This window comes from Formosa sp. L2A11 (assembly GCF_009796865.1).
Classification (GTDB): Bacteria; Bacteroidota; Bacteroidia; order Flavobacteriales; family Flavobacteriaceae; genus Formosa.
This window is the reverse complement of record NZ_CP047028.1, coordinates 113948-140144: the sequence shown is the minus strand read 5'-3', so window position 1 is coordinate 140144 and position 26197 is coordinate 113948. Positions and strand designations below refer to the sequence as shown.

General features: G+C 30.8%; 24 protein-coding genes and 1 pseudogene. 7 read left to right on the top strand and 18 right to left on the bottom strand.

Going from position 1 to position 26197, the window contains the following annotated elements; genetic code table 11:
* Positions 1–4: 4 nt before the first annotated feature.
* Positions 5–901 carry an ABC transporter ATP-binding protein gene (locus tag GQR95_RS00615; protein ID WP_159021327.1) on the bottom strand — a complete coding sequence of 299 codons (897 nt, stop codon included), beginning with the start codon at positions 899–901 and terminating at the stop codon, positions 5–7.
* Positions 902–997: 96 nt separating this feature from the next.
* On the opposite strand from GQR95_RS00615, the gene GQR95_RS00610 reads away from it, so the two are divergent.
* Positions 998–2059, top strand: a complete 1062-nt coding sequence (locus GQR95_RS00610; RefSeq protein ID WP_159021326.1) for a hypothetical protein — start codon at positions 998–1000, stop codon at positions 2057–2059.
* On the opposite strand, the gene GQR95_RS00605 is transcribed toward GQR95_RS00610, so the two are convergent.
* From GQR95_RS00605 to GQR95_RS00590, 4 genes are all read right to left on the bottom strand, one after another.
* Complete coding sequence (locus GQR95_RS00605) at positions 2060–2578, bottom strand: hypothetical protein (protein WP_159021325.1); 519 nt, start codon at positions 2576–2578, stop codon at positions 2060–2062. It lies immediately after the preceding gene.
* A gap of 37 nt (positions 2579–2615) precedes the next feature.
* Entirely contained in the window at positions 2616–3632 is a 1017-nt protein-coding gene (locus tag GQR95_RS00600; RefSeq protein ID WP_159021324.1) for a COX15/CtaA family protein, read from the bottom strand.
* Between the two features lie 52 nt (positions 3633–3684).
* Entirely contained in the window at positions 3685–5106 is a 1422-nt protein-coding gene (locus GQR95_RS00595) for a CCA tRNA nucleotidyltransferase (protein WP_159024191.1), read from the bottom strand.
* A gap of 75 nt (positions 5107–5181) precedes the next feature.
* Positions 5182–5742, bottom strand: coding sequence for an L-threonylcarbamoyladenylate synthase (locus tag GQR95_RS00590; protein ID WP_159021323.1), 561 nt, complete (start codon positions 5740–5742; stop codon positions 5182–5184).
* A 102-nt stretch (positions 5743–5844) separates the two neighbouring features.
* Here GQR95_RS00590 and GQR95_RS00585 point away from each other — a divergent pair, with 102 nt between their 5' ends.
* Complete coding sequence (locus GQR95_RS00585) at positions 5845–6603, top strand: lipopolysaccharide kinase InaA family protein (RefSeq protein WP_159021322.1); 759 nt, start codon at positions 5845–5847, stop codon at positions 6601–6603.
* 2 nt (positions 6604–6605) lie between these two features.
* On the opposite strand, the gene GQR95_RS00580 is transcribed toward GQR95_RS00585, so the two are convergent.
* From GQR95_RS00580 to GQR95_RS00570, 3 genes are read right to left on the bottom strand one after another with little or no spacing between them, the layout of a single operon-like run.
* Positions 6606–7355: a glycosyltransferase family 2 protein gene (locus tag GQR95_RS00580; protein WP_159021321.1), complete on the bottom strand. Its 750-nt coding sequence runs from the start codon at positions 7353–7355 to the stop codon at positions 6606–6608.
* Entirely contained in the window at positions 7348–8436 is a 1089-nt protein-coding gene (locus tag GQR95_RS00575; protein WP_159021320.1) for a CDP-glycerol glycerophosphotransferase family protein, read from the bottom strand. The genes GQR95_RS00580 and GQR95_RS00575 overlap by 8 nt, the downstream gene beginning before the upstream one ends.
* A gap of 41 nt (positions 8437–8477) precedes the next feature.
* Positions 8478–9086 carry a sulfotransferase family 2 domain-containing protein gene (locus GQR95_RS00570; protein ID WP_159021319.1) on the bottom strand — a complete coding sequence of 203 codons (609 nt, stop codon included), beginning with the start codon at positions 9084–9086 and terminating at the stop codon, positions 8478–8480.
* Between the two features lie 113 nt (positions 9087–9199).
* Here GQR95_RS00570 and GQR95_RS00565 point away from each other — a divergent pair, with 113 nt between their 5' ends.
* Positions 9200–10033, top strand: a complete 834-nt coding sequence (locus GQR95_RS00565) for a glycosyltransferase family 2 protein (protein ID WP_159021318.1) — start codon at positions 9200–9202, stop codon at positions 10031–10033.
* Between the two features lie 50 nt (positions 10034–10083).
* Here GQR95_RS00565 and GQR95_RS00560 read toward each other — a convergent pair whose 3' ends face one another.
* Entirely contained in the window at positions 10084–11022 is a 939-nt protein-coding gene (locus GQR95_RS00560) for a Stealth CR1 domain-containing protein (RefSeq protein ID WP_233265964.1), read from the bottom strand.
* 277 nt (positions 11023–11299) lie between these two features.
* On the bottom strand, positions 11300–12115 hold the full coding sequence (locus tag GQR95_RS00555) for a 2,3,4,5-tetrahydropyridine-2,6-dicarboxylate N-succinyltransferase (RefSeq protein ID WP_159021317.1): 816 nt from the start codon (positions 12113–12115) through the stop codon (positions 11300–11302).
* Between the two features lie 141 nt (positions 12116–12256).
* Here GQR95_RS00555 and ruvX point away from each other — a divergent pair, with 141 nt between their 5' ends.
* The 4 genes from ruvX to mazG all read left to right on the top strand — a co-directional run bounded on the left by ruvX (position 12257) and on the right by mazG (position 15136).
* Complete coding sequence (ruvX, locus tag GQR95_RS00550; protein ID WP_159021316.1) at positions 12257–12667, top strand: Holliday junction resolvase RuvX; 411 nt, start codon at positions 12257–12259, stop codon at positions 12665–12667.
* 506 nt (positions 12668–13173) lie between these two features.
* The gene (gene def / locus GQR95_RS00545; protein WP_159021315.1) at positions 13174–13764 is read left to right on the top strand and encodes a peptide deformylase; all 591 of its coding nucleotides are present in this window, start codon (positions 13174–13176) and stop codon (positions 13762–13764) included.
* Positions 13765–13819: 55 nt separating this feature from the next.
* Positions 13820–14266, top strand: a complete 447-nt coding sequence (locus GQR95_RS00540) for a DUF5606 domain-containing protein (protein ID WP_159021314.1) — start codon at positions 13820–13822, stop codon at positions 14264–14266.
* A 96-nt stretch (positions 14267–14362) separates the two neighbouring features.
* Positions 14363–15136, top strand: a complete 774-nt coding sequence (mazG, locus tag GQR95_RS00535) for a nucleoside triphosphate pyrophosphohydrolase (RefSeq protein WP_159021313.1) — start codon at positions 14363–14365, stop codon at positions 15134–15136.
* A 240-nt stretch (positions 15137–15376) separates the two neighbouring features.
* On the opposite strand, the pseudogene GQR95_RS00530 reads toward mazG, so the two are convergent.
* From GQR95_RS00530 to GQR95_RS00495, 8 genes and pseudogenes are all read right to left on the bottom strand, one after another.
* Positions 15377–16646: pseudogene (locus GQR95_RS00530) on the bottom strand (NAD(P)/FAD-dependent oxidoreductase).
* Positions 16647–16816: 170 nt separating this feature from the next.
* The gene (locus tag GQR95_RS00525; RefSeq protein ID WP_159021312.1) at positions 16817–18736 is read right to left on the bottom strand and encodes a DUF349 domain-containing protein; all 1920 of its coding nucleotides are present in this window, start codon (positions 18734–18736) and stop codon (positions 16817–16819) included.
* Between the two features lie 100 nt (positions 18737–18836).
* Positions 18837–19598 (bottom strand): shikimate dehydrogenase, encoded by a 762-nt coding sequence (locus tag GQR95_RS00520; RefSeq protein WP_233265963.1) that lies wholly within the window; start codon positions 19596–19598, stop codon positions 18837–18839.
* Entirely contained in the window at positions 19567–20586 is a 1020-nt protein-coding gene (locus GQR95_RS00515) for a DUF368 domain-containing protein (RefSeq protein ID WP_159021311.1), read from the bottom strand. Before GQR95_RS00515 ends, GQR95_RS00520 begins: the two co-directional genes overlap by 32 nt.
* The gene (locus GQR95_RS00510) at positions 20586–21593 is read right to left on the bottom strand and encodes a DUF368 domain-containing protein (protein ID WP_159021310.1); all 1008 of its coding nucleotides are present in this window, start codon (positions 21591–21593) and stop codon (positions 20586–20588) included. The genes GQR95_RS00515 and GQR95_RS00510 overlap by 1 nt, the downstream gene beginning before the upstream one ends.
* A gap of 55 nt (positions 21594–21648) precedes the next feature.
* Positions 21649–23034, bottom strand: coding sequence for a tetratricopeptide repeat protein (locus GQR95_RS00505; protein ID WP_159021309.1), 1386 nt, complete (start codon positions 23032–23034; stop codon positions 21649–21651).
* 141 nt (positions 23035–23175) lie between these two features.
* The gene (locus GQR95_RS00500; protein WP_159021308.1) at positions 23176–24357 is read right to left on the bottom strand and encodes an aspartate aminotransferase family protein; all 1182 of its coding nucleotides are present in this window, start codon (positions 24355–24357) and stop codon (positions 23176–23178) included.
* 4 nt (positions 24358–24361) lie between these two features.
* On the bottom strand, positions 24362–26161 hold the full coding sequence (locus tag GQR95_RS00495; RefSeq protein ID WP_159021307.1) for an OstA-like protein: 1800 nt from the start codon (positions 26159–26161) through the stop codon (positions 24362–24364).
* Between the last annotated feature and the right edge of the window lie 36 nt (positions 26162–26197).

Here is a 26197-nt window from a genome sequence, read left to right as displayed (position 1 = left end):
TGGCTTATTGGTTATCTGTTAATTGTAAAAATTGTTCTTCTAAACTTTGTTTACGTTTAACTAAATGTGATAGAAAAATTCCTTTTTCAAACAAAATTTTATTTAATTCTAAGGCTTCTAAAGGTTCATTTAAAAGGACTTTTAAAACACCATGCTCTTCTGTAATTGTTCCGAAGGCATCATTTGTTTCTAAAAATGTTTTTAAAGCTGTTTCGTTATCAGATTTTAATTCAAAAAAACCATGACTAGCAATCATTTCATCTACACGGCCAGCATATAGTTTTACGCCTTTACGCAGTACAACGACATGAGAACACACTTTTTCAACTTCATCTAATAAATGCGAAGCCAATAAAATTGTTGTTCCATTGTGTGCAATTTGTCTTATAATTTCTCTAATTTGATGAATTCCTTGCGGATCTAATCCGTTAGTAGGTTCGTCTAAAATTAATATTTCAGGATCGTTTAATAATGCCGAAGCAATAGCTAAACGTTGTTTCATACCTAAAGAAAAGGTTTGGAATTTGCTGTGTTTTCTATCTAACAGACCAACAACTTCTAATTTTTCTTCAATTTTACTAAAATCTATCCCTTTAATTTTACAAACTAATTTTAAGTTTTGGTAGGCAGTCATGTACGGATAGAAATTGGGACGCTCTATAATCGCTCCAACTTTTTTTAATGCCTCGTGTGTAGAAATAGTACCACCAAACCAGCTAAACTCGCCTGATGTTTTATTTACAACATTTAAAACAATACCTAAAGTTGTAGATTTTCCACTTCCGTTAGGTCCTAGAATGCCATAAACATTACCTTTTTCTATGGTAAAGGAAAGATTATTTACAGCGGTAAGTGGACCAAATTTTTTTGTAAGATTCTGAATTGTGAGTATGCCTGCCAAAATGGATCGTTTTGTGGTTATATTAGTAAGACGAATATCTATTAAATTTGTTACAAGCTACTATAATAAAGCGTAAAATTGATTAATTTTGTATTTATGGACGATTTAAAAATATCAAAAAAGAAACCTTCATTTCCTATTACTAAAAAGTTAGATCATTATCTGTCTGAATATAATAGAAATTTTGAGTTGCCTATTTTTTACGATGATTTATTGCGTTTTCAAGGTGCTATTACAGTCTATGATAAAGACGATGAGGATACGCTTTGGCTTCGTGTGTATTATAACGATCATGAACGTGCAGAAATAGATTTAGCTTTAAAACGGGTATATTCTAATTTGGTGTCTGATGGTAATGAAAAGATTTTTCAGTTTTTAAGTGTAGATACTATAGACTTCTGCACTTTTGGAAACTCGCAACCATTTCGTATTAAAGTCCGTAATATTTTAAATGATAACTATACTCATTTTTATATAAAAAAGGCAGATGCTTCTCGTGTTTATGGTTTAGAGCTAGAGCACATGCTATCTCCAAATAGTCTTAACTTTTTAGTTTATAAAGACACTTTAATTGAAGAGCATATTGCAGGAATACCTGGAGACGTATTTATAAAAGATATGTTGCCAGATTGTACGCCAACAGAAAAATCACAAATTGCAAAAGAGTTTGTAAAGTTTAATGAGCGTTGTATGATTCGTTTATTAGGCGATATGCGTTCTTATAATTATGTAGTAATTCCCACCCACGATTTCGATCAGATTGTATATAAAGTACGTGCTATAGATTTCGATCAGCAATGTTACGAAGGAAAGTTTAATATTTATCGCCCTCAGTTTTTTAAAGAAAACCATGATATGGTTAAATTGGTGAAGGAAAAAATTAGTGACGCCTCTATAGATCAATACAAAATTGAAGAGCGCTCTATTATAGCAAAACGTGTTATAAGTTATAATAAGCGCCTTAAAAAATTGATTTATTGTATGATGAATGATACCTTATCTACAAAAGAAAATCTTGAGCAGTTACGCTCTGTGATTTACAACTATACGTTAGATATGAATTTTAGACATAGCGAAACAATGGGAGAACTTTTAAAGCATAGTTTAGACTTCATAAAACGTAATTATGAAGATGTAAATATGAAAAAGTTAATGTAATTAGTTCCAGTTTTCGTCGAAATCTAAATTGTCGTAATCCTCTAAATCAAGATCATCTTCAAATTCATCGAACTCATCAAGGTCATCTTCTGCTTCAAAGTTTCTTTCAGGAACTTCGTCTGGGATTTGACCATGAACAAACATTAAGTTTGGGTAATCTACGCCTTCGTCTATTTCTGCAATTTCAGCAAGCTCAACAAAGAATGTCCACATGTTGAAGAAATCGTAAACATAAATTAATTTAGTTTCGGTACTATTTAAAATACTATCTAGAGTAATTTTATTCATTAAACTAACAGAGTCTTGTCCGTCGCTTAAATCGAATAAAGAAAATTCTTCACCTTGATTCCACTCGTCATCACTTTTATAAAAAGAGGCCATTTCATTACCGTCAAAACCAAAAGCTTGAGTAATAATGTTATGTAAATCTTCTAAGGTGTCATCTTTTCGAATTTCTAAATCGCGAAAAACATCCTCTTCTGTGTCGTTGTCTAAGACTACTCTAAATCTATAAATCATACTGAAAAATTAATGGGCAAATATACTATTTTTATGATTACTTGCTAAAACGATGTAGCATAAATGTCATGGCTGTTAATAAGAAAAAAGCACCTACTTGATGCATAACTCCTAGCCATACGGGAACGTATAAAATAAGTGTAAAAACACCTAAACAAAACTGAAAGCATACTAAAATAAGTAATGCATTTACAGCCTTTTTCTGATTACTAGTTAATTGTAATTTTTTAGATTTATACCATAAGGCTACAATTAAAGAGACTACTACAATAGCCATTATACGATGTACAAATTGAATGCCACTAGGGTTTTCTAGAATGTTGCCAAGAAACGAATTATAAGCATATACACTTGGATGTATAAATTTACCATCGTTCATTAGAGGCCAGTGATTGTGTAGTAATCCAGCTTTTAAGCCAGCTATAAAAGCACCATAGATTATCTGAATTAATAATGCAATATAAGTACCAATAATAAGATTTCTATATTTAGTATTTACTACTTTTTTCTCTGTAAATATTAAATCTAAGGCAACCCAAAGTGTTGCTGCAAAAGTTAAAAATGCAGCTGTTAAATGTGCTGCTAGTCTAAAGTGACTTACATCTGGCATGTCTACCAATCCGCTTTTAACCATATACCAACCTAAAAAACCTTGAAAAGCACCCAAACAAAGTAGTACAATACATTTTTTTATAGTCGACTTTTTGAGTTGTTTTGTAATTAAAAAGTACATAAAAGGGAAGAAAAAGACTAAGCCAATTACGCGCCCAATAAGACGGTGTAGCCATTCCCAAAAGTAAATACTTTTAAAATCGCTTATTGTAAAGTGCGAATTGTATTGTTTAAATTCGGGGTGTTGTTGGTATAATTTAAAAGCCTCTTTCCATTCTAGATCTCCAATAGGAGGAATGGTTCCTGTAATAAGTTTGTAATTAGAAATTGAAAGTCCGGAGTCTGTTAGGCGTGTAATACCACCAACAATAACCATAATAAAAATTAAAAAGCACCCGGTAAATAACCAGTATATTACATTTTTGTTGTCTTTAGTCTTCATGCCCAAAAGGTTATAATTATGCTTACTGTGTTTGTTTTTATGTTCTAGAAACTTATTCTTTTGAAACTTTTAACCCTAATTTTTCACCTTTTTTCAGCATTAATTGAAAAGCAGCTTCGTATTCGTTAGGTATTTCGCCTTCTAAAATGGCTTCTTTAATAACATCTTTAATGATACCTATTTCTTTAGACGGTTTTAAATTGAACGTTTCCATAATTTCTTCACCTGAAATTGGTGGCTGAAAATTACGTACATGATCGCGAGCTTCAACTTCAACAATTTTATCTCTTACGATTTTAAAATTATTGTGATATTTTTTAAATTTCTTCGGGTTCTTGGTTGTAATATCTGCTTCGCATAATGTCATTAAATCTTCAACAGCATTTCCTGCATCAAAAATTAAGCGTCTTACAGCAGAATCTGTTACAATATCTTGAGCTAAGACAATGGGTCTGGAACTCATAAATATCATTTTTTGAACAAACTTCATCTTATCATTTAAAGGCATTTTTAAACGCTTAAATAAATGAAAAGCCATTTTAGAACCTTCAAATTCATGTCCGTGAAATGTCCAACCTACTTTTTTACTAAACTTTTTTGTTGGTGCTTTTCCTATGTCATGCAGTAATGCTGCCCAACGTAACCAAAGATTATCTGTGTTCTCAGAAATATTATCTACCACTTCTAAAGTGTGATAAAAGTTGTCTTTGTGTTTTTGTCCTTCAACTTCGTCTATTCCTTTTAAGGCCGTAATTTCAGGAAGAATATAGTAAAGTAGTTTGGTTTGTTCTAAAAGTAAAAAACCTATAGATGGCACTCTACTTTCTAAAATTTTATTTAACTCTACAACAATTCGTTCTTTAGTAATAATTTTTAAACGATCGCTATTTCTTGTAATGGCATTTAAAGATTCGGTTTCAATTATAAAATTTAATTGTGTTGCAAATCTTATGGCACGCATCATTCGTAAAGGATCGTCGCTGTATGTAATATCTGGATTAAGCGGTGTACGAATTATTTTATGTTCTAAATCGTGAATTCCATTAAACGGATCTAAAAGATTTCCGAAACGGTCTTGGTCTAAATCTAGAGCTAAAGCATTTATTGTGAAATCACGACGGTTTTGGTCGTCTTCAAGTGTTCCATCTTCAACAATAGGATTTCTGCTATCTTCGTTATAAGATTCTTTTCTAGCACCAACAAATTCTATTTCAACATCGTTATAACGTAACATGGCTGTGCCATACGTTTTAAAAACTTGAACTTTAGGTTTGTTAGGTAAGTTTTTTGCGACTTGCCTGGCTAACTCGATTCCGCTACCAATGGCAACAATATCGATGTCTTTAGCTGTACCACGATCTAATATAAAGTCGCGTACAAAACCACCAATAACGTAGCTGTCTAAATGCAATTCTTTAGCCGATTGCGAAATTATTTTAAATATGGGGTTCTGTAATGCTGCTTTGTAATTCATGTATTCAATTCCAATTTTCAAATCCAAAATTCTAACATATAATAGTTAGAGGCTTGGTGTCTGAAATTTTAGACGTTACTCTCGTATAACTTTTACAATACCACTGTTGCTTAACTTAATAATAGACGATGGTTTTGTGTTCTTTTTTTCGTGGTGCAAATTTACGACATAGTCTACACCTTTTAAAATATCGGGAGCGATTTCTTTAAATGATTTTGGTGTAAAGTAACCGCTTATATTTGCTGAGGTAGAGACAATAGCACCGTTTAATTTTCGTGAGAGTTGAAAACAGAACTCGTCGTCTGGAATTCGAATAGCTATAGTATTGTCTTCTGCAATTAAATTAGGAGCCAAATTTTGAGGTTGGTCGTATATAATTGTAATAGGTTCTTCATGAATATCGAAAATACTAAAAGCGGCTTCAGGTATTTCTTTTACGTATTTTTTTAGCATTCTATCGTCTGCAACCAAGCAAATTAGTGCTTTACTGTCTTGACGTTTTTTTAGTTTAAATATTCTATCTACAGCTTCTGCATTAGTGGCGTCGCAACCAATTCCCCAAACGGTATCTGTTGGGTATAGAATAAGGCCTCCTTCTTTAAGAACGGCTACTGCATTTTTTATTTCTGTGTTCATGACTTTAATTACAAGTAATTTTTATAATACAAAGTAACCAAAACAATTTTAAATAAGAATCAATTGTTGTTAAAAGCAAAAAAGTAATTGTAATTTTGCGCTATGAAATATGTAGTAAATAAGAACTATTTAAACTCTCAAGAATTTTTAACAGATTGTATCGTGAATTTTGATACAAAAGGGGAGGACTTTGGTAACCAAAAAAGAAACTCTTTAAAATTATTTAAGTTAGAAGCAGAGACTTTTAATATTAAGTCTTTTAAAGTTCCCAATATAGTTAATCAAATTGCTTACAAATTTTTCAGAGAAAGTAAAGCACAACGTTCTTACGAGTATGCGTCTAAGCTTAAAAGTTTAGGAATTAATACTCCAGAACCTATTGCTTATTACGAGTTTTCTACTCCTTTTTTGTTTAAAAAGAGTTACTATATAAGTGCTCAATTAGATTGTGATTTAACGTATAGAGAACTTACACGCGATTTAAATTATCCAGATCATGAAGCTGTTTTACGAGCTTTTACACGATTTACTTACAAACTTCATGAGAGTAATGTTAAGTTTTTAGATCATTCTCCCGGAAATACATTGATTAAAAAAGAAGGTGCTGATTATACTTTTTATTTAGTCGATTTAAATAGAATGGAATTTAAACCCATGTCTTTTGAAGAGCGCATTAAAAACTTTTCGAGATTAACGGTTCATAAATCTATAGTAGAAACCATGAGCGATGAATATGCTAAAGTTTCTGGTGAAGATTTTAATGCGATCTTTTCTTTAATGTGGACAGAAACGGAAGCATTTCAAGATAAATCTAAACAGAAGAAAGCCTTGAAAAAGAAACTAAGATTCTGGAAAAACTAAGTCTATTCTCTTCCTTTTCTTAATAACCATACTTTTAAATAACGCATAAAAATAACGTAAGCTTGTAGATTACTAATGGTAAAACCTACTAGACCATCTCTAAACCCTGCTTGTATAATATAGTGTTTAAAGAACCCCCAAAACGGTTTTATTACAAAATGATAGGGCGTTAATTTTCCTGTTTTCTTGTCGTAATCTTTAGCTTGCCACCACGCATAACGATTCATTTTTTCTAAATACTTATCGAAGGTGATATAGGTATTGTGGTAAAATTTATGATCTAATTTTCCTATAGATCCGTTTACTTTTATCTCTGCATGTACATGTTTGTCTTCATATTTACATAAATCGCGTTTAAATAAACGAATTACTTTATCGTTTTTCCAGCCACTATAATGTACACGTTCTCCCATAAAGTGGTTCATTCTACCAATCCAATAGGCAACATGTTCTGGAGATTTTAGCGTCTCAAGAATTTCTGTTTTTAATTCGGGAGTTACACGTTCGTCTGCATCTACTAATAAAATCCATTCGTGTTTTGCTTGCGGAATGGCCCAGTTTTTTTGAGACGCAGAATATTCGTATTCGCGACGGATAACTTTAGTTGCAAGTTCTTGTGCTTTTTCAAAAGTACCGTCGGTACTTAAACTATCAACGATTAATATTTCATCTGCAAAATCTACAGATTTAATAACAGCATCTATATTATGAATTTCATTTCCTGTGGGGATAATAGCTGTGATTTTAGTCATTTTTTGTAGGTATAGTGTAATGAGTGTTGAAACTTTTTAGGGTAAAATAACCTAAACGTTTTCTTATTTTATATTTCCTTATTAGGTTTAGGGGCTTGTTTTTTAAGTAACTCTTGTCTTTATGTAAGAAAGAAATACTAGCATCAATAATACGCATACTCGATTTGCCATCAAAATAAGGGTGTATATTATTAACGAGTGTATTAATATTATCTATTAATGTTTTAGGTTTTGTTAATGCTGAATTAATGCTTGGTTCTATAGCTTCGGCATCTGTAATGTTAATTAAATAATTATGATTAAAAGTATGGTTAAATGTAACAACAGGTTTCTTTTGAATTAAAAATTCTTGAATTGCAGATGTTGTGTCCGAAAACATTATATCAGAAATTTTAAAAAGCGGAATTAAATCTGTGGTGTCATGATATGTAAAATATTCTCCATTCAGCTTTTTCCATTTCTTTTTAATAGCATCTGGTAATTTTGGATGTAATACCATTATAAAATTAAAAATGCCATGTGTCGAGAGTCTTTCAATTTCATTATAAACAGCATCGTTATAGGCTAAACTTAAACGTTCTGTAAATGTTGTTGCAATCATAACCACTGGAGGAGTACTTTGTGCCATTTGGGATAATGGAAATATAGGATCTACTTTACTCCATCCTGTTTCAATGACTTCAAAATGGTTGTTTTTTTTCTGTTGCTCTAAAAAGCCTTTGGTAGTTGTTGGTCCTTGTGTGCAGTATAAATCGAAAAATCCACGAATTCTAAAGTGTGTAAATGTATTTTTCTTTTCAGGTCTTTTTTCAGCATTAAATCCATGAAATATTTGAACTTTTAACCCTGAAATAAAATCAGGAACATCATTTGTAGCCGTTAATACAATATCTGGTTTATATTTTACAACATCTTTTATATCTATAAAAAGATTATTCTTTTCTTTTAGTGCTTTTTTTCCGTCTTCTAAATCACTATACCAGAATACTGTATGGCCACGTCTGTTAATTTCTTTTTCTAAAGGCTTACCAATAGGAACAGCGTAGCTATATGATATATATATTAAAAAATTATATGACATCTATGTACTGATTAAGTGCTTTAAAATTTATAATTAAAAGTTTATAGATCTTCTGTAAACCAAGATGCAACGATGTTTTTTGTTTCTTCATCATAATACTCCTTGTAATGATTTGGTTTAGTCGAATTAAGATGTGGTAAATCTGGGTTTATCCCAATGGTATTTGCAACGGCCTTAAATTCTTCATTTAAATTCTCAAAATGCAGAATACGATCTAAATCTATGTCTTCTTTATTATTTTTAAGCCAAAATACTTGCGGAGCAAATAATAAAGGTCTTTTTCCATAATAAAATGCGTCTTGTTCTACAAAAACTTTTGTTACCCAATCTTTAAAGGATATTGGGGTATCTTTCATATTAGATTTATTAGTTTTTGTTCTGAATTTATATTGAGATACAACCTTAGCCCAAGGATTTCTTACAACTGCAAATTTATAAACACGATCCCATTTTTTTTGTCCAATGTATTTAATAACCTCCTTTACTGTTAAATGCTTGCGGTGTGCCTTCCCTGTAATACTAATAATACTAGTACTTCCAGTTTTTGCAATATGTATAAAAACAAATTTTTTATGTTCTCCACTTTTTACAGGAGAGTTGAAAAATAAACCAATACGGTTATTAATTCTTTTATAAAGTTTTGCCTTCATGTTAATAACATTGTTACGCAAAGATAACAAATTGTTTAAGCTTATTTTTTTAGAATACGGTGTTCTTTATATAATTTGATTTTGGATTAGTGTTTAACTTAAAGAAATTGTTTATGCCCGAAATGTCAGTAATAATAAGTACTTACAATGCAGAAGCTTGGTTAGAAAAAGTGTTATGGGGTTATAATCTTCAATCGTTTAAAGATTTTGAAATTGTAATTGCCGATGATGGTTCTAAATCAAGTACCAAAGATTTAATAAACAGGTTTAAAAAGACTACGAGTTTACAATTAATTCATATTTGGCAAGAAGATGATGGATTCCAGAAATCTAAAATATTAAATAAAGCCATACTTGCTTGTGATGCCGAATATATTGTAATGAGTGATGGCGATTGCATTCCTAGATTAGACTTTCTAGAAGTGCATGCAAAATATAAACAACGGGGTTATTTTTTATCTGGAGGCTATTTTAAGTTGACTATGGGGATTTCAAAAAAAATTAAAGAAAAACATATAATCACGGGGTCTTGTTTTAAAATAAAATGGCTTAAAAAACAAGGTTTAAAATCTTCTTTTAAAAATAATAAATTGAATGCGAAAGGGTTTAAATCTGAACTCTTAAATACTGTAACACCAACAAAAACAAGTTGGAACGGACATAATTCTTCGGGGTGGAAAGACGATATTATAGCTGTTAATGGTTTTGATGAACGTATGCAATACGGAGGCCAAGATAGAGAATTAGGCGAGCGTTTATTTAACTACGGAATTAAGTCTAAACAAATACGGTATAGTGCCGTTTGTTTACATTTAGACCATAAAAGAGGTTATAAAACTGAAGAATCTATCGCTAAAAATAAAGCCATTAGAAAATATACAAGAGATTCTAAATCAATATGGACTTCTAATGGAATTAAAAAAGAAATTATGATACTTATTGCTTAAAATTTTAAGGTCTAAAAAGTATTTTACAAGTTAGGTTACACTCTTATATATTATCCAATTCTATTTTCTAACCATTCTATAATGTAATCGAGCTTATTTTGAGGGCATCTATCTAAACTTTGTAAGCCTAAAAATAATTTTTTAGGGTGTTCTAGATTTAATTTGAATTTATACCAAAGTAAAGGTTTCTTGTAAGATCTGAAGTACTTTAATTGTAAGTTCTTTTTTAATATACAAGTCTTGTTTTTTATTTCTAAATGATTAATTAAACTTTGAAGTAAAAATTGATCATTGCTTCTAAATTTATAATCAATATTTTTTACAAAAACACGTTCATTGTTTTTTAAATAGGTTTCGAATGTCGATTTTCTAAAAGGGTGAGGTGTATGTTTAAAGTTGTAATATTTATTGAAACCAACCATTTGTGCAGCTCTTTGTTGAGCCGCTTTGTGTCCATTTCTAGGTTTTATAAATTTTTTATAAAAAATATTTTTATCAAGGTTTATCCATTTTCCTCTTAATACGGGAAAGCCTTCCTTGAAAAAATCTGTAGGCTCTGTTTTATTTATTAGAAAAAAATCATCGTTAAGGTAGATAAAGTGTTCTGCTAATTTAGGAATTCTAAACATTAAGGTTTCTATCGAAATACTATTAAAAGTAGGTAAAAACTCTTCATAACCATTAAAAATTGTTTTATGGTCTATAATAGTTACTGATTTGTAAAGGTTAGTTGTGTTTAATTTTAAAAAATCAGGAGTTTGGTTATCTGTAATGATATAAATATTCCTAATGTACGATGCGTATTTTAAAATAGAATCTACAGTAAATTTAATTTCATTTACCTGATCGTATCTTGTTCTTATTTTAGTAGAATTAATGTTAACTGTCTTCTCTAAGTATTGAGACATTTTTTCTTGATGGTTTTTGTCGTTTCCATCTACCCATAAAATTACTGCATCTATAGGGTGTTGTATATTATTTATTGCCAAAGTTTTATTATTTATACGTGAAATAAGATCTCTTTTTTTAGATACATAAAAAAAATCAGTGCTTCGTGTATCTGTTAAATAATTGTTTTACAACGTAAACTTAGGAGTAATTAATTATTTATGAAGAAGTTATAATTATTCTTTTTGTAAAAGAAATATGACTTAAAAAGGATTTTATTTCAAGGGTGCAAAGATATCAAAAAAAAAATCTCAAATCTTTTTTGATTTGAGATTTTAATAATCTGGTTCTTTATAAAATACAATTTTTATAATTACATTAAACAGCTACATTGTTATCGCGAAGTGCATCGTTTAAAGAGGTTTTCTTATTTGTACTTTCTTTACGTTTACCTATAATTAAAGCACAAGGTACTTGAAATTCTCCAGCAGGGAATTTTTTAGTATAACTTCCAGGAATAACTACAGAACGTGCAGGAACACGACCTTTAGTTTCTACTGGCGTATCTCCGGTAACATCTATAATTTTAGTACTCATTGTAAGTACAACATTAGCACCTAAAACAGCTTCGGTTTCTACATGAACACCTTCTACCACTATACAGCGAGAGCCAACAAAAACATTATCTTCAATAATAACAGGAGAAGCTTGTAAAGGTTCTAAAACACCACCAATACCAACACCACCAGAAAGGTGAACATTTTTACCAATTTGTGCACAACTACCAACGGTAGCCCAAGTATCTACCATTGTACCAGCATCTACGTATGCACCAATATTTACATAACTAGGCATTAATATAGCACCCGAAGCAATGTAAGCACCATGTCTAGCAACTGCATGAGGTACAACGCGAACTCCTTTTTCTGCGTAACCTGTTTTTAATGGAATTTTATCGTGAAATTCTAAAGGTCCACATTCTATGGTTTCCATTTTTTGAATAGGGAAATAAAGTACAACACCTTTCTTTACCCATTCGTTTACTTGCCATCCATTTTCGGTTGGTTCTGCAACACGTAATTCTCCGGCATCTAAGAGAGCAACTACTTTTCTAATCGCTTTTGTTGTCTTTTCTTCTGATAATAAAGCTCTGTTTTCCCAAGCTTGTTCTATGATAGATTGTAATTCTTCCATTGTTAATCTTTAAAATTTATCAAATATACTTTTATAATTTATCTCATTGAAACTGAAAACATAAAAAAAACCTAAATCTTTATAGATAGAATCTATTATACTTTTAATTCTTAACACTAACTTTGCTTAAAAAAATAAAGAATGGCACGTGTTTTAGCGATAGATTTTGGAAAGGTAAGGACAGGAATTGCAATAACCGATGAATTTCAAATGATAGCTTCTGGATTAACTACAGTTAGTACAAAAGAGCTAATTCCGTTTTTAAAAGACTATATTTCTAAGGAAAATGTTGAGCTTTTTGTTGTAGGAGAACCTAAGCAAATGGATGCTACAGCTTCAGAGAGTGAAGCTTTAATTATACCTTTTCTACAAAAATTACTTAAAGCCATCCCGCAAATACCTGTTGCACGTGTAGACGAACGTTTTACTTCTAAAATGGCCTTTCAATCTATGATTGATAGTGGATTGAAAAAAAAGCAACGTAAAAATAAAGCACTAGTAGACGAAATTAGTGCGACATTAATATTACAAAGTTATTTGGCGTCAAAATAAGTCTACATTTTAGCCTGTTTTCGTTAATTTTTAGCGACTTAACGGTATTTAAATGGCCTTCAACTAAATTTTTCACAATAACAGACCTTTAGACTCTATATTTGTTTCAAATTAGTTAATGCTATGAACTATAATAAGTTATTTTTTTTTATAATCGTCTTAGGCTTTTCGGCTTTACCGCTAAGTGCTAAGAATATCGATTTTAAAAAAAAGAATAAAATTCCAACAGAAATAGAAGATGTACAACTTTTATTTTCTAATTCCTTTCTTGTAAAAGAAAACAAATCCCTAAAAACAGTAAACAGACACCGAGATTTAATCAATAGTATTGTAAATTCTAAGATTAAATGTTCTCTAAATTTTTTCACTGTAATAAGAGATATAGCGGCTTGCTAACACTAAAATGCTCTTAAAATTTAAAACACTATCTTAAAGGATATTTAATATTATAGGCTATTAACGGTAAGAGTTGTATTTTTGTATTTCAAATTTTACAACGCACAAAAATGATTTTACCAATTGTCGCTTATGGCGATCCCGTATTAAAAAAAGTAGGAGAAGATATTGATGCAGAATATCCGAAGTTAAACGAGCTTTTGGATAATATGTTCGAAACTATGTATAATGCATTTGGGGTAGGACTTGCTGCGCCACAAGTTGGCTTACAGATTCGTTTATTTGTTCTAGATACTACACCTTTTGCAGAAGATGACGATTTATCTGAAGCTGAGAAAAAAGCTTTAGATGGGTTTAAGAAAGTATTTATTAATGCACAAATTATAGAAGAAGAAGGAGATGAATGGGCCTTTAACGAGGGATGTTTAAGTATTCCAGACGTTCGTGAAGATGTATTTAGAAAACCTTCTATTAAAATTGAATACCTAGACGAGAATTTTGTAAAGCATGTTGAAACATACGACGGACTTATGGCGCGTGTTATTCAGCATGAATATGACCATATAGATGGTATTTTGTTTACAGAAAAATTGTCTACATTAAAAAAACGTTTAATAAAAGGACGTTTAGATAATATTTCGAAAGGAAAAATTAGAGTAGATTACAAAATGCGTTTCCCAAAGCAAAAAAAGAGACGATAATATTTGTATAACACATACAAACACAAGATATTTGCCATCTTTTAAAAAATAAATTATGAGCTTAGATAAAGTATTAGCTATTTCAGGAAAACCAGGATTATATAAATTAATCATGCAAACACGAAACGGATTTATTGCAGAATCTTTATTAGATAATAAAAGACTTTCTGTAACAATGAATCATAACGTAAGTGTATTAAGCGAAATTGCTATTTATACATTAACAGAAGAAGTGCCTTTAAAAACAATACTTGAAACTATTGCTAATAAAGAGAGTAACGGCCCTTCAAGTATTAGTCATAAAGACAGTAAAGATAAATTAGAAGAGTACTTTTTCGAAATCTTACCAGAATATGATGAAGATCGTGTTTACCCAAGCGACATTAAAAAAGTAATACAATGGTATAATTTACTTCAAAAAAATGATCTTTTAGATTTTACAGCAGAATCTGAAGAGCAAAGTGAAGAAGTAAATGAAGAAGCTGTTTCTGAAAAAGAATAAATTATAACTTCATATAATATATTAAAGTCCGACCTAGAGTCGGACTTTTGTTTTTATTACCTTTAACTAATCTAAATAATTTTATTTAAAAATATTATGAATACACGTGCTCAACAACTTCAGGCTTTCGATAGATTATTAACAATAATGGACGAATTACGAGAACAATGTCCGTGGGATAAGAAACAAACCATGGAAACGTTACGTCCTTTAACTATTGAGGAGACGTATGAGCTTGGCGATGCTATTTTAGATAACGATTTACAAGAAGTTAGAAAGGAATTAGGAGACGTACTATTACACATTGTTTTTTATTCTAAAATAGGAAGTGAAAAAGAAGCTTTTGATGTTGCTGATGTTTGTAATGGAATTTGCGAAAAATTAATACACAGACATCCTCATATTTATGGCGATGTTAAAGTAGAAAATGAAGAAGATGTAAAACGGAATTGGGAAAACTTAAAACTAAAAGAAGGAAATAAAAGTGTGCTAGAAGGTGTACCAAATAGTTTACCTGCTTTAGTAAAAGCTAGCCGAATTCAAGAAAAAGTATCTGGAGTTGGTTTTGATTGGGAAGAACCACATCAAGTTTGGGATAAAGTAGAAGAAGAACTGGCAGAATTAAAAGTAGAAATAGATAAAGGCGACCAAAAAGAAATGGAAAATGAATTTGGAGATGTCTTGTTCTCTCTTGTTAATTATGCACGTTTCTTGAAGATTAATCCTGAAAATGCTTTAGAGCGTACCAATAAAAAGTTTAAAAAAAGATTTGAATATTTAGAAGTTCAAGCAGCTTTAATTAACAAATCATTAAAGGATATGACACTTGCAGAAATGGATGTGTTTTGGGAAGAAGCGAAAAAAATATAATTATTTTTTATAAGTCGTAATCCAAGACAGTTATTTGTGCGTATATAATAATAAGAGTGACATAAATCTTTATAGATTGAGATTAATAGCAGAATCTTCACATTAGAACTATGTCATTAAGAGCACTTTTATTTCTATATAGGTTAAGAAATAATGGTTTAGTTAAGTTAATAATTTAATCCTACTTGATACGTTATCAAGTAGGATTTGGTTTTTATAAGCCTTTTGTAAGTCTTGTTATTAATTTTTGTTTTTCTCTTTTGGTCTAATAATCATTCTAAAAGATTGATCTTTATTAATGTAATATCCCATCCAATCATAAAATGCACGCATTCTGTTTCTAAAATTAACTAGAGACATAATATGTACAAAAATCCATACACACCAAGCTATAAATCCTTTTAAAAAGAATTTATGATCTGGTCCGTCTGTTACGGCTTTGTTACTACCTATAATAGCCATAGAACCTTTATCTGTATATTTAAAGGGCTCTGAAGTGTTATTCTTTAAGTTTTTACCTAAAGATTTAGCTTGCTGAATTGCTACTTGTGCTAATTGTGGGTGACCTCCAGGATAGTCTTTATCTCCCATAACAATAGATGTATCTCCAATAGCATAAATATTTTTATATCCTTCTACTAAATTATTTACATCTGTTTTTAATCGTTTTCCGCGACCGTAATTTTCTTCTTTAAAACCTTCAAATGTTCTAGCAGAAATTCCTGCAGCCCAAATTAAGTTTCTAGAATGTATTTCTGTATTGTCTGAAAGCGTAACCACATCATCTTTAAAATCCTTAACAAAGGTGTTTAGTTTTATAACTACACCATATTTTTTTAAGTTTTCGTATGTGTAACCTTGCGTTTTTTTAGACATTGCGGCCAGTACAGCATCTTGTCCGTCTATAAGGTAAATGTTACCTAAATCGCAAGTGTTTAACTCAGGATAATCTTTTTCTAAGATATGCGAACGCATTTCAGAAAATAATCCAGAAAGCTCAACTCCTGTTGGGCCAGCTCCTGCAATAACAAACGATAGTAACGTTTTTCTCCTTTCAGGGTCTTGTATCCTTGTAGCGCGCTCTAGACGTGTAAATATTACATTACGTAAGGCTAAAGCATCAGAAATAGTTTTCATTGGCAAACTATTTTTTTCAATATTCTTGTTGCCAAAGAAATTACTTTCTGGCACCAGAAGCCATAACTAAAATGTCGTAACTTAATTCTCCGTTACTTAAAATAATTTTGTTTTCCTCCGGAACTACCTTTTGTAATTCACCCATGTAGAATTTTACATTGTCATGCTTTCTTAAAATTTTTCTAAACGGATAACTAATAGCAGAAGGTTCCATAAAACCTGCGGCAACTTGATAGAGTAGAGGAGGGAAAAAATTATAATTGTTTAAGTCTACTAAAATAATTTTGTATTGATGTGCTTGTTTTAATTGATTAATGAATTCTAAACCGGCAAAACCACCACCAACAACTATAATTGTTTTCTTATTTTCCATAATAATAAGGTTAATTTAGTTGAATTAGCCGCAAAGATAATGTGGTTTTTTCTAAAAAAAGTATACTTGGTTATAAGATTATTATAAAATATTTATAAAGTTTTTAAACCATAAAAAAACGTCCATTAAAATTGTATTTAATGGACGTTTTAATAGTATAAATATGCGATTTAGTATAGCGCTTTAATCTTAGTAAGTTTTGTTTTCCAAAGGGTTAAAGAATCTTTGTGTCTAGCAATGTTTGCATGTACTTCTTTAACTAAAGGATTATCATCTTTTACATTTGTAAAAAACTGTAAATTATTTTCTAACTGATTAATTTCACTTTTAACTTCATCTATTTTTTTACGAATAAATAAACGTTCGTTATCTAAATATCTTGAATCTTCTGCGTTACTAAGCTCGTCTAATTTGTTTTCAAATTTAATGAGCTCGGCTTCGTTACTATCAACCTTAACTTGTTTAAAAAGTTCGTCTAAAGCTTTATTAAATTTACCTTCTATAAAGCGTTTGTTACTTGGTACGCGTCCAATTGTTTTCCAAGCAGAAATTTGCGCTTTAATAGTTTCTAAGTCTGCTTCCTTGTCGTTTGTAAATTCTATAGTTTTTATAGTGTCTAGAAGCTCACTTTTTGCTTTAAATGCTGTGTTTTCAACTTCATTTTCTGCATTCTTTTTAGAATGTAATTTGTCAAAATAACCGTTACAAGCAGCTTTAAACTGTTTCCAGATTTTGTCGCTGTCTTTACGAGGGACATGACCAATTTTTTTCCAATCGTTCTGAATGCGCTTCATTAACGGAGTAGTCGCTTCTATATCTTCGCTGTTTTGATTCTCTTCTGCGATTTTTATTAAATCTAATTTCTTTTGAAGATTATCAAATTGTTCTTTCTTTAAGTCCTTATAGAATACATTTTTCTTACGATTAAATGCTCTAACTGTTTCTTTAAATCTTGCCCAAGTAGCTTCGTTTACTTTTAAAGGTACTTTTCCTGCACTAAAAAACGTTTCTCTTAGTTGCTCTATTTCTTTAATTTTAGCTTGCCAACCGTTATGAGATTTTGCTCCAGCAGCGGTTAAAGCTTCAATTTTTTCAATAATTTCTGTTTTCTTCTCTAGGTTCTTTTCGTAAACCTTATCTAATTCATTATAATATGCTTGGCGCTTATTATGTATGATTTTTGTAGCGGCTTTAAAGCGATTCCAGATTTCTTCACGATATTCTTTAGAGACAGGACCTAACTCTTCTTTCCACATTTTATGAAGTACTTGTAATTCTCTAAAAGAACGATTAGTATCGTCGTCTTGAGCTAATTCTTCAGCACGTTCAATTATTTTTAGTTTTAAATCTAAATTATGTTTGAAATCTAAATCTCTTAGATCACGATTTAAATGAAGAAAATCGTAAAAAATCTCTACATGGTGGTGGTAGCTATTCCATGCATTATTGTATTTATCTCTAGGAATAGGACCAGCATTACGCCATTGGTCTTGTAAATCTTTAAAATGTTTATAGGTTGTATTAATGTTTTCTTCTACATTAATTAATCCTTTAATTTCTTCAATAATTTGTAATCTATTATCTAAATTAGATTTTAAATTATTTTCTATGTTTTTATAATGAGAATGAAGATTACCACGGTATTCTTTATACGCATCTTTAAAACGTTTTTGAACAGGACTAGAGTAGTAGAAGTCTATTTCGTTACCACCTTCGTTTAAAAATTCTTCTTTCTTTTCCTCTACTAACGTATTAAATTTAGAATTGAATTCATTTTTAATGCCATCAACATGTTCTTTAATTGCCTGAACTTTTTCATTTGAAACTAATTTTTCAAGTTCTATAACCAAGGCTTCTAAAGACATTTCACCGTATTCCAAAAAAGGAATTGTGTGTCTATCATTATTGCCTTCATCTTCTGCATCTTCTGCATTTGAAGCTTCTATCTCTTCAAAAACTACGTCTTCATTTTTTACATCTGCTTCTGGAGATGTAGTAGTTTCTGTTTGTGATATTTCTTCCGAAGTTATTGCTGTTATTTCTTGCTCTTCGTTTCCGTCTACGTGTTGTAGGTTATCTTGCTCTGACATTTTAAAAAATGTTTGGTTCATTATTATTAGTCTCTAAAGATACTAACAACTCTTATAATTACAAAGTGTTGTTATATTTTAAATGAAACTGTTTATTGTTTTATAAATCCCAGATTTCCCAGGATTTTTCTGCTTGATTAACAAGCATATTATACCCGTTTAAAATGGTTGCTTTTTGTGCTTTTCCTTTTCTTAAGAACGTTGTTTCTTCTGGGTTATAAATAAGATCAAATAATAAATGATCTTCTGTAATATCGCTATAAGGAATATTAGGACAATCGTCTACATTAGGAAATGTTCCGACAGGAGAACAGTTAATTATTAATTTGTTTTCTCCTAAACCTTCAGACATTAATGTATTGTAACTTATTGTTTTATCATTTTTTGGAGATCGAGAGACATATTTAAATTTAATATTTAAATGTTTTAAAGCAAATGCAATGGCCTTACTTGCGCCTCCTGTTCCTAGAATTAATGCGTGGTCGTGATGGGGTTTTAAATACGGTTCTATAGATTTTTTAAACCCATAATAATCGGTATTACTCCCAATTAACTTGCCATCTTTAGTTAATTTAATGGTGTTTACAGCACCTATTTCTTTTGCTTGTTCGTCTAATTCATCAAGAAAAGGAATCACTTGTTCTTTATAAGGTATGGTAACATTTAATCCTTTTACCTCTGGATTGTTCTTAAATATTAGAGGAAATTCAGAAATATTGTCTAAATCAAAATTTTGATACGTCGTATTTGTAATATTTAAATCTTCAAATTTCTTTTTAAAATATGTATTTGAAAATGAATATGAAATTTGCTTTCCTAAAAGTCCTAGTTTATTCATGAATTGATCGTGTCTTTTCGCCATACATTTCTAAAGCCAATACAATACCAATTCCAAATATAATTAAAGAAATGGCAATAAAAGTTTCAGAGTTTAATTCCGGAATATAGCGTGTGTAATTAGTAATAACTTTAGATCCTGTAGAGTCTAAAGCTAGCGCTCCTGATGGTAATGTTTTAAAAATAGTTTCTTTCCATGGCCAAACCACACCTAAAGATCCTACAATAAATCCTATAATAGATGCCATTGTAATACTCTTATAGTGTTTTAAAATATAGCTTAACAAATGAGAAAATGTAACCAGTCCTGTTAAAGACCCAAAGGTGAAAACGGTTAAAACTTTTAATAGTCTAATGCGTATTGGGTTGTGTATAAATTCGAAATTCCATTGAATAATATTTGCAACAGTATCGTATAATGCATTCACAGAATCTACGAGTAAAAGCACATAATTTCCGAATAGTATTAAAATAAACGATCCAGAAAATCCTGGAAGTGTCATTCCAGAAACACTAATAATACCACAGAAAAACACAAACCAAAGGTTGTCGTTTTCTTTTGCAGGATCTAAAAAACTAATACTAACTCCTAGAATAGTACCAATAACTAAAGCAATTATTGTTTTATAATTCCAATCTTTAAAATCTTTACTAATGTAGTATATAGAGCCTATAATCATTCCGAAGAAGACACTCCAAACATATAATTCGTAATGCTTAATTAAGTAGTCTAAAATTTTAGAAATACTAAAATAACTAATAATCATTCCTGAAAATAGCAGTGTTAAAAACCGACCATTTATATATTGATATAAACTTCTAAACCTTCCGCTTACTAGAAGTTTTAATGCTTTACCATTAAATTTTTGAAGCGAATAAATAAATTCTTCATAAAAACCAGACACAAAAGCAACGACACCTCCAGAAATTCCAGGAACTTTATTTGCGGCTCCCATTCCTAAGCCTTTTAAAACTAAGAAAATTTTATCTGATAATGTTCTCGTACTTTCCATTAACTTCTTTTAGTTCCTACTTTTTCTAAAATAAAGATAGTTAAAAAACCAGCAATCATAAGAGCAATTGCGGGAATTAGATGAGCATTAATCTGGTTCATATCTGCATATACAGAAGGTAATGTACTACGTTCTACAATTGTTTTATAAACATCGCTAATTTGCGTTTGTTGTTCGAAGATAGAAAGTGTTCCTAATTTAGATACTTTAGAAAAAGGTAAAATATGTCCTGTGCTTTTCTCTAAAACAGTTGTTGTAAGTTTCCAAGGCCATACTTTGTTTAAGGATCCAAATATGAATCCTGTTAAAATGGCTAATGTTGTATTGTGGTAATGTTTAAATAACCATTTTAATAAATGACTAAAACTTAATAAACCAACTAATGCTCCGGCAGCAAATAAGATAATTTTCTTGATGTCGAAATCATGTAAAGCGTCGCTTAGTGTTTTATAAGCGCCTAAAATAAGAAGTATAAAAGATCCTGAAATTCCAGGTAAGATCATGGCGCAAATAGCAATGGCTCCCGCAATAAATAAAAACCAAGGATTTTCTGTACTATTTAAAGAAGGTAAAGTTGTAATGTAATATGCTAAAACGGTACCTATAATAAGGCTAATTACAGTAGCTATATTCCATTTTTTAATTTGTTTTCCAACAAAGAATATACTTGCTATAATTAATCCAAAAAAGAAAGACCAAATAAGAATAGGGTGGTGTTCTAATAAATATTTAGCAACTCGCATAAACGATACAAAACTAACAACAATTCCAGAGAGTAAAGCGACTAAGAAGTTTCCGTTTAGTTTTGTCCAGAAAGCACTTAAACCTTCAGCTTTTAAGGTTTTAAAAAGTGAAATATTTACACCGCTAATAGTAGCGATAAGTTCTTCGTAAATTCCAGAAATAAATGCGATTGTTCCTCCAGAAACTCCAGGAACAGCATCTGCAGCGCCCATTGCTAATCCTTTTAAAGAAATGATTAGATAGTCTTTTAATTGTCGTTGCATTTTTAGGTTTTAAATTCGAAATTCAAAGGTATGAATTTTACCCATATTGCATAAACTAATCTTTAGCTTTAAGTGCTTTTTTTACGAGCTTAGATTTATAGGTTTCAGGAAAAAGTTCTTCTATAATAAAAACATATTCAGGGTCGTAATGCAATCCGTTTTTTAAATGAAAAGATGCTTTTTCTATCTCGTTACTTTTAAAGTATAAACCTGCTAGTCTGTATTCTATTTCTGCATTTTCAGGATAAAATTCTGCAGCTTGTAAAAGATTGTAAATAGCAGCTTCAGGTTCTCCTATTTTTATTAAAATATCACAACGAGATAACCAGGTGTTTAATTCGTAGTTACCTAATTCTATTGCTTTTTTATAACCACTCTCAGCTTCTTCTAAAAAGTTTAAACGGTGATTAATTTGAGCATATAGTTTCCAATATTTTACATTGTCACCATCAATACTAATAGCTTTATTAATAAAGTATAGTGCTTTTTGAAAGTTTTTTTGTTTGCTGTAAAATTTTGTAATGGCAACCCAGCCTTTATCTAATAAAGGGTCTTCGTGCACTGTTTTCTTAAAGTATTTTATAGCTTGAACGTTCTTGCCTAATTTTTCGTAACAATGGCCAATACGTAATAATGCAAAGGATGTAGGATCGTCTAAAGTTAAGGACGTAGAATAGCTTTCAATAGCATCTTCAAAACGTTTTAATTTTTCAAGAACTTTCCCTTTTTCAATATAAGCACCTACAAAAGTGTCGTCTGAAATAATAGCATAATCATAAGCAGATATCGCCTTCTTGTAACGTTTTAGTGCAAAATATTGTTTACCAAGTTGGTGCCAACCTACTTCGCTATACGGATTCTGATCTAAATAAGTGTTAAGGTATTTTATAGCTTCTTCAAATTGCTCCATAAATTCGAAACAATAAATCATATTATAAAGCGCAGAGTAATCGTCAAGATCTTCCTCTAAACATTTAATAAAGCTATCTTTTGCTTCTTCAAATTTATCAAGGAATAAATATTCCATTCCGATTAATGAATATAAATCTGCTGTTTCTTCAGATAAATGAAGTGCTTTTTTTAAGACATTAATGGCTTGTTCGTGTTGGTCTCTTTTAGATAATATATTCGCTTTCTGAATATAAATTTCTTCGTTAAGAGGCTCTAACGTATACAAATCGTTTAACATCGTGTCTGCCTGTTCTAATTTGTTTTCGAAGACAAAAACTTCAATCTTAAAAAGTTTTAAATTAGTACATGTAGGATGTTGGTCTAGACCTAATTTTATGGCTTTTTTAGCCAATGCAATTTTCCCTAAATCTAAATAATAATGGATGATATTTTCAAACTCTTCAGAATCAAAAAACAAGACATGATTTGTCTTAAGCATTGATTCAAATTTAGTTAAAGGTAATTCGTTGTTATTAGGACTGAACTCCATAGGCAGCTGTATATGGTTTCTTATACCATTAAATGTAATGCTCAAATTTAAGCATAATTAAAAAAAAGGGTAAATGTTTTCAACAAAGTAATGAACAGTGTTGCTGTTTTATAGATGTTATTTTGTTTATGTTATTGTGGTTTAGTGTTTTATGGTGTTTAAAATGTCGATAAGTATCTTGCAACCCGCTTCTATTTCTGCTTTAGAAATGGTTAAAGGTGGTGTAATGCGTATTGCTCTAGGTTCAAAAAGCAACCAAAAAGCGATTAATCCTTGGTTTTGTGCCTCAAGGATAACTTGATTTGTAATGTCTTCGCTTGTTGTTAAGGCAGCAAGCATTAAACCTCTTCCTCTTATTTCTGTAATTAATGGATGCTGTAATAGTTGTCTAATCAGTTGCTCTTTTTCTAAAGCTTCTGCCATTAAATTAGTTTCTGTAATTTCTTTTAATGTTGCTAAAGCTGCTGCTGCAATTACTGGATGTCCGCCAAAGGTTGTAATATGCCCCATTTTTGGATCTTCTTTAAGTAGACTCATAAGTTTTGTAGATGCAGTGAATGCGCCAATTGGCATACCGCCACCTAAGCCTTTTCCGGTAACTAATATATCTGGTGTGCAATTGTAGTTTTCAAACCCAAAGAGGGTTCCTGTTCTTCCAATTCCGGGTTGTATTTCATCTAAAATTAAAAGAGCACCTACAGCTTGACATCTTGCTTTTACTTTAGTTAAATATCCGTTTTTAGGTTCAATAAATCCAGCTCCTCCTTGTATGGTTTCTAAAATAACAGCCGCTGTTTTAGTTGTAATTTCTTTTAAATGATCTTCATTATTAAAAGTAATTAATTTTGTTCCAGGAACTAAAGGTCTGTATGCTTGTTTACGATCTTCGTATCCCATTACACTCATAGACCCCATTGTGTTTCCATGATATGCATGTTTTGCGGCTATAATTTCGCTGCGGCCTGTTGCGCGTTTAGCTAATTTTAGAGCGCCTTCTATGGCTTCTGTTCCGGAATTTACAAGATAAGTTTGTTCTAAAGGTTCTGGAGTGTGAGTGGCAAAAAATTCAGCTACATCTACAGCTGGTTTTTGTATGTATTCTCCATAGACCATAACATGCAAGTACTTTTCTAATTGGTCTTTTATGGCGTTTATAACCTTAGGGTGGCAATGCCCTAAACTACATGCAGATACGCCAGCTACAAAATCTAAATAAGCTTTATTTTTCGTGTCGTAAATGTAAGACCCTTTTGCGTGAGATATTTCCATAGCCAAGGGAAACGGTGATGTTTGTGCTTGATATTTGAAAAATTCGTCTTTCATTATATTAAGGTGCTTTTTCTAATGTTGCAGGTTCCTTTATAGGTTTTGTTATGTTTTGAATAGAATCTTTACTAGGTATGTGTCTTGATGCTTTAGAAGGGTTTTTAAGGTTTTTGGATTTATTGTTCTCTTCTGCCTCTTCTGCACGGTTTATTAATTCGTCATCAAAAAACTCTTCTTGAGGAATATAATCTTCTAACCCTTTTATAACAGGAAGGTTTAGCGGCGGATCGTCTTTAAATAAATCTTCTACACTTTTTGGACGTTCTTCTTCTCGCCAATCAAAACCTTTTAATTTTGTTGAGTTTTCTGGGTATTTAGATTTAGGATATAGGCTACCATCTACTTGATTAATCTTTTTTATTTCATTAATTTCATTACCAACGAAGTACATGGAAATGTTCGCCGATTTAGATTTTTCAATTCCAATTAATTCCTGTTCGTCATTTCTAGCGTAGTAAATAGATTCTGCATTCCTTATAATATCCACTTGATATAATTGATTCTTCTCGTTGAACAATCCATACAATCTCTGTCCTTTTATTTGATTAAATCCATCGCCAACAGTATCCTTATTTATTATAAAAGCATTTTCGAATACAATTAAAGAATCTAATTTTTCCTCTTTAGGACTCGATCTAATATGAATTGTATCTCCTGTCATTTGATTATCAAAATTCCATAAAATAGGACGGCGTTTTACCGCAAAATTATCTTTAGGAGATAATCTTGATAAGTTTATAAGCTGAGTTAAACCGGTTTGTTGGTCTATATGAATAGAATCTGCTTTTCCGCTCATATCCGATTTATACATTCTAACATTTCTAAACGCTCGTGTAATTCTATGTTCAGGTTTTCCTGTAACCATAAGCGTATCACTATGTATGTATAAAGAATCTTTCTCTTGAACAGAAATTGCTAAAGCTCTTTTTGTAATAAAAAGGGAATCTTTTGCTTTGTAAACCTCTGCATAATGTCCTTTAATAACACTTTTATTTAAAGTATCTGTTACGATTATGTTATTGGTTGCCGAAGCAAAATTTTTATTTCTATCGAAGTATAAACTATCACCTTCAATAGTTCTGTTATCGTAATCTATGCGAGAATTTTTTATAAAATAACCAATATCTTTTGTGGTGTCGTAGAAGCCGCGTTCACAATATATTTTAGAAGAAGACCCTGTAATTGTGCTTGGACCATACATGTAGGCCAAAGCACTTTCGGTGTAATAATCTAATTGTTCTGTTTCTAGAACATATTGTGGGTTTACCAGTTTAACATCGTTTACAAATTGATACTTTTTTGTATTCATGTAATAGCGTCCAATTCTACTCGTTATAGTTCCAGAAGAATCACGAACTACAGTTCCTCCTGTTTTATAAAAAGATTCTTGTTTTGCACGATCAAAATATAGTGTGTCTGTTGTTAATACAGAGCTAGGTTCTGTTAAAACAACGTCTCCACTAGCAAAAGCTAATTTGGTTTTTCCACTATATTCTACATATTTGGCGTCCATATTAATGGTGTCACCTTGTTTCATTTTTACATGGCCATAAGCTTCAATAAAATCTTCATTACTGTAAAAAATGGCCTGGTCGCACCACATATTTACACCTTCGTGTATAATATGAATCTGGCCAGAATCATCTCGAGTTAAAATTTTAGCATCAGGATATTTTTCCTCACTAAAAGATAAGAACCCAGAATATTCAATTTTAATTCGTTTTTGTTCCTGAGCATTCAGTTTTATAAACGAGATAAAAAAGAGTATAAAATATATATAGCGTATTTGAACTGTCTTCAATTTAAAATATTTGTCGCAAAAATAAGGATATAAATG

Excerpts from the sequence above, each read along its gene's own strand:
- GQR95_RS00555 (WP_159021317.1), bottom strand. The coding sequence starts at position 12,115 with ATGGAAGAATTACAATCTATCATAGAACAAGCTTGGGAAAACAGAGCT.
- def (WP_159021315.1), top strand. The coding sequence starts at position 13,174 with ATGATTTTACCAATTGTCGCTTATGGCGATCCCGTATTAAAAAAAGTA.
- GQR95_RS00520 (WP_233265963.1), bottom strand. The coding sequence starts at position 19,598 with ATGGCGAAAAGACACGATCAATTCATGAATAAACTAGGACTTTTAGGA.
- mazG (WP_159021313.1), top strand. The coding sequence starts at position 14,363 with ATGAATACACGTGCTCAACAACTTCAGGCTTTCGATAGATTATTAACA.
- GQR95_RS00580 (WP_159021321.1), bottom strand. The coding sequence starts at position 7,355 with ATGACTAAAATCACAGCTATTATCCCCACAGGAAATGAAATTCATAAT.
- GQR95_RS00585 (WP_159021322.1), top strand. The coding sequence starts at position 5,845 with ATGAAATATGTAGTAAATAAGAACTATTTAAACTCTCAAGAATTTTTA.
- GQR95_RS00595 (WP_159024191.1), bottom strand. The coding sequence starts at position 5,106 with ATGAATTACAAAGCAGCATTACAGAACCCCATATTTAAAATAATTTCG.
- GQR95_RS00565 (WP_159021318.1), top strand. The coding sequence starts at position 9,200 with ATGCCCGAAATGTCAGTAATAATAAGTACTTACAATGCAGAAGCTTGG.
- GQR95_RS00600 (WP_159021324.1), bottom strand. The coding sequence starts at position 3,632 with ATGAAGACTAAAGACAACAAAAATGTAATATACTGGTTATTTACCGGG.
- GQR95_RS00570 (WP_159021319.1), bottom strand. The coding sequence starts at position 9,086 with ATGAAGGCAAAACTTTATAAAAGAATTAATAACCGTATTGGTTTATTT.
- GQR95_RS00575 (WP_159021320.1), bottom strand. The coding sequence starts at position 8,436 with ATGTCATATAATTTTTTAATATATATATCATATAGCTACGCTGTTCCT.
- GQR95_RS00610 (WP_159021326.1), top strand. The coding sequence starts at position 998 with ATGGACGATTTAAAAATATCAAAAAAGAAACCTTCATTTCCTATTACT.
- ruvX (WP_159021316.1), top strand. The coding sequence starts at position 12,257 with ATGGCACGTGTTTTAGCGATAGATTTTGGAAAGGTAAGGACAGGAATT.
- GQR95_RS00605 (WP_159021325.1), bottom strand. The coding sequence starts at position 2,578 with ATGATTTATAGATTTAGAGTAGTCTTAGACAACGACACAGAAGAGGAT.
- GQR95_RS00525 (WP_159021312.1), bottom strand. The coding sequence starts at position 18,736 with ATGTCAGAGCAAGATAACCTACAACACGTAGACGGAAACGAAGAGCAA.
- GQR95_RS00500 (WP_159021308.1), bottom strand. The coding sequence starts at position 24,357 with ATGAAAGACGAATTTTTCAAATATCAAGCACAAACATCACCGTTTCCC.
- GQR95_RS00510 (WP_159021310.1), bottom strand. The coding sequence starts at position 21,593 with ATGCAACGACAATTAAAAGACTATCTAATCATTTCTTTAAAAGGATTA.
- GQR95_RS00505 (WP_159021309.1), bottom strand. The coding sequence starts at position 23,034 with ATGGAGTTCAGTCCTAATAACAACGAATTACCTTTAACTAAATTTGAA.
- GQR95_RS00515 (WP_159021311.1), bottom strand. The coding sequence starts at position 20,586 with ATGGAAAGTACGAGAACATTATCAGATAAAATTTTCTTAGTTTTAAAA.
- GQR95_RS00590 (WP_159021323.1), bottom strand. The coding sequence starts at position 5,742 with ATGAACACAGAAATAAAAAATGCAGTAGCCGTTCTTAAAGAAGGAGGC.
- GQR95_RS00540 (WP_159021314.1), top strand. The coding sequence starts at position 13,820 with ATGAGCTTAGATAAAGTATTAGCTATTTCAGGAAAACCAGGATTATAT.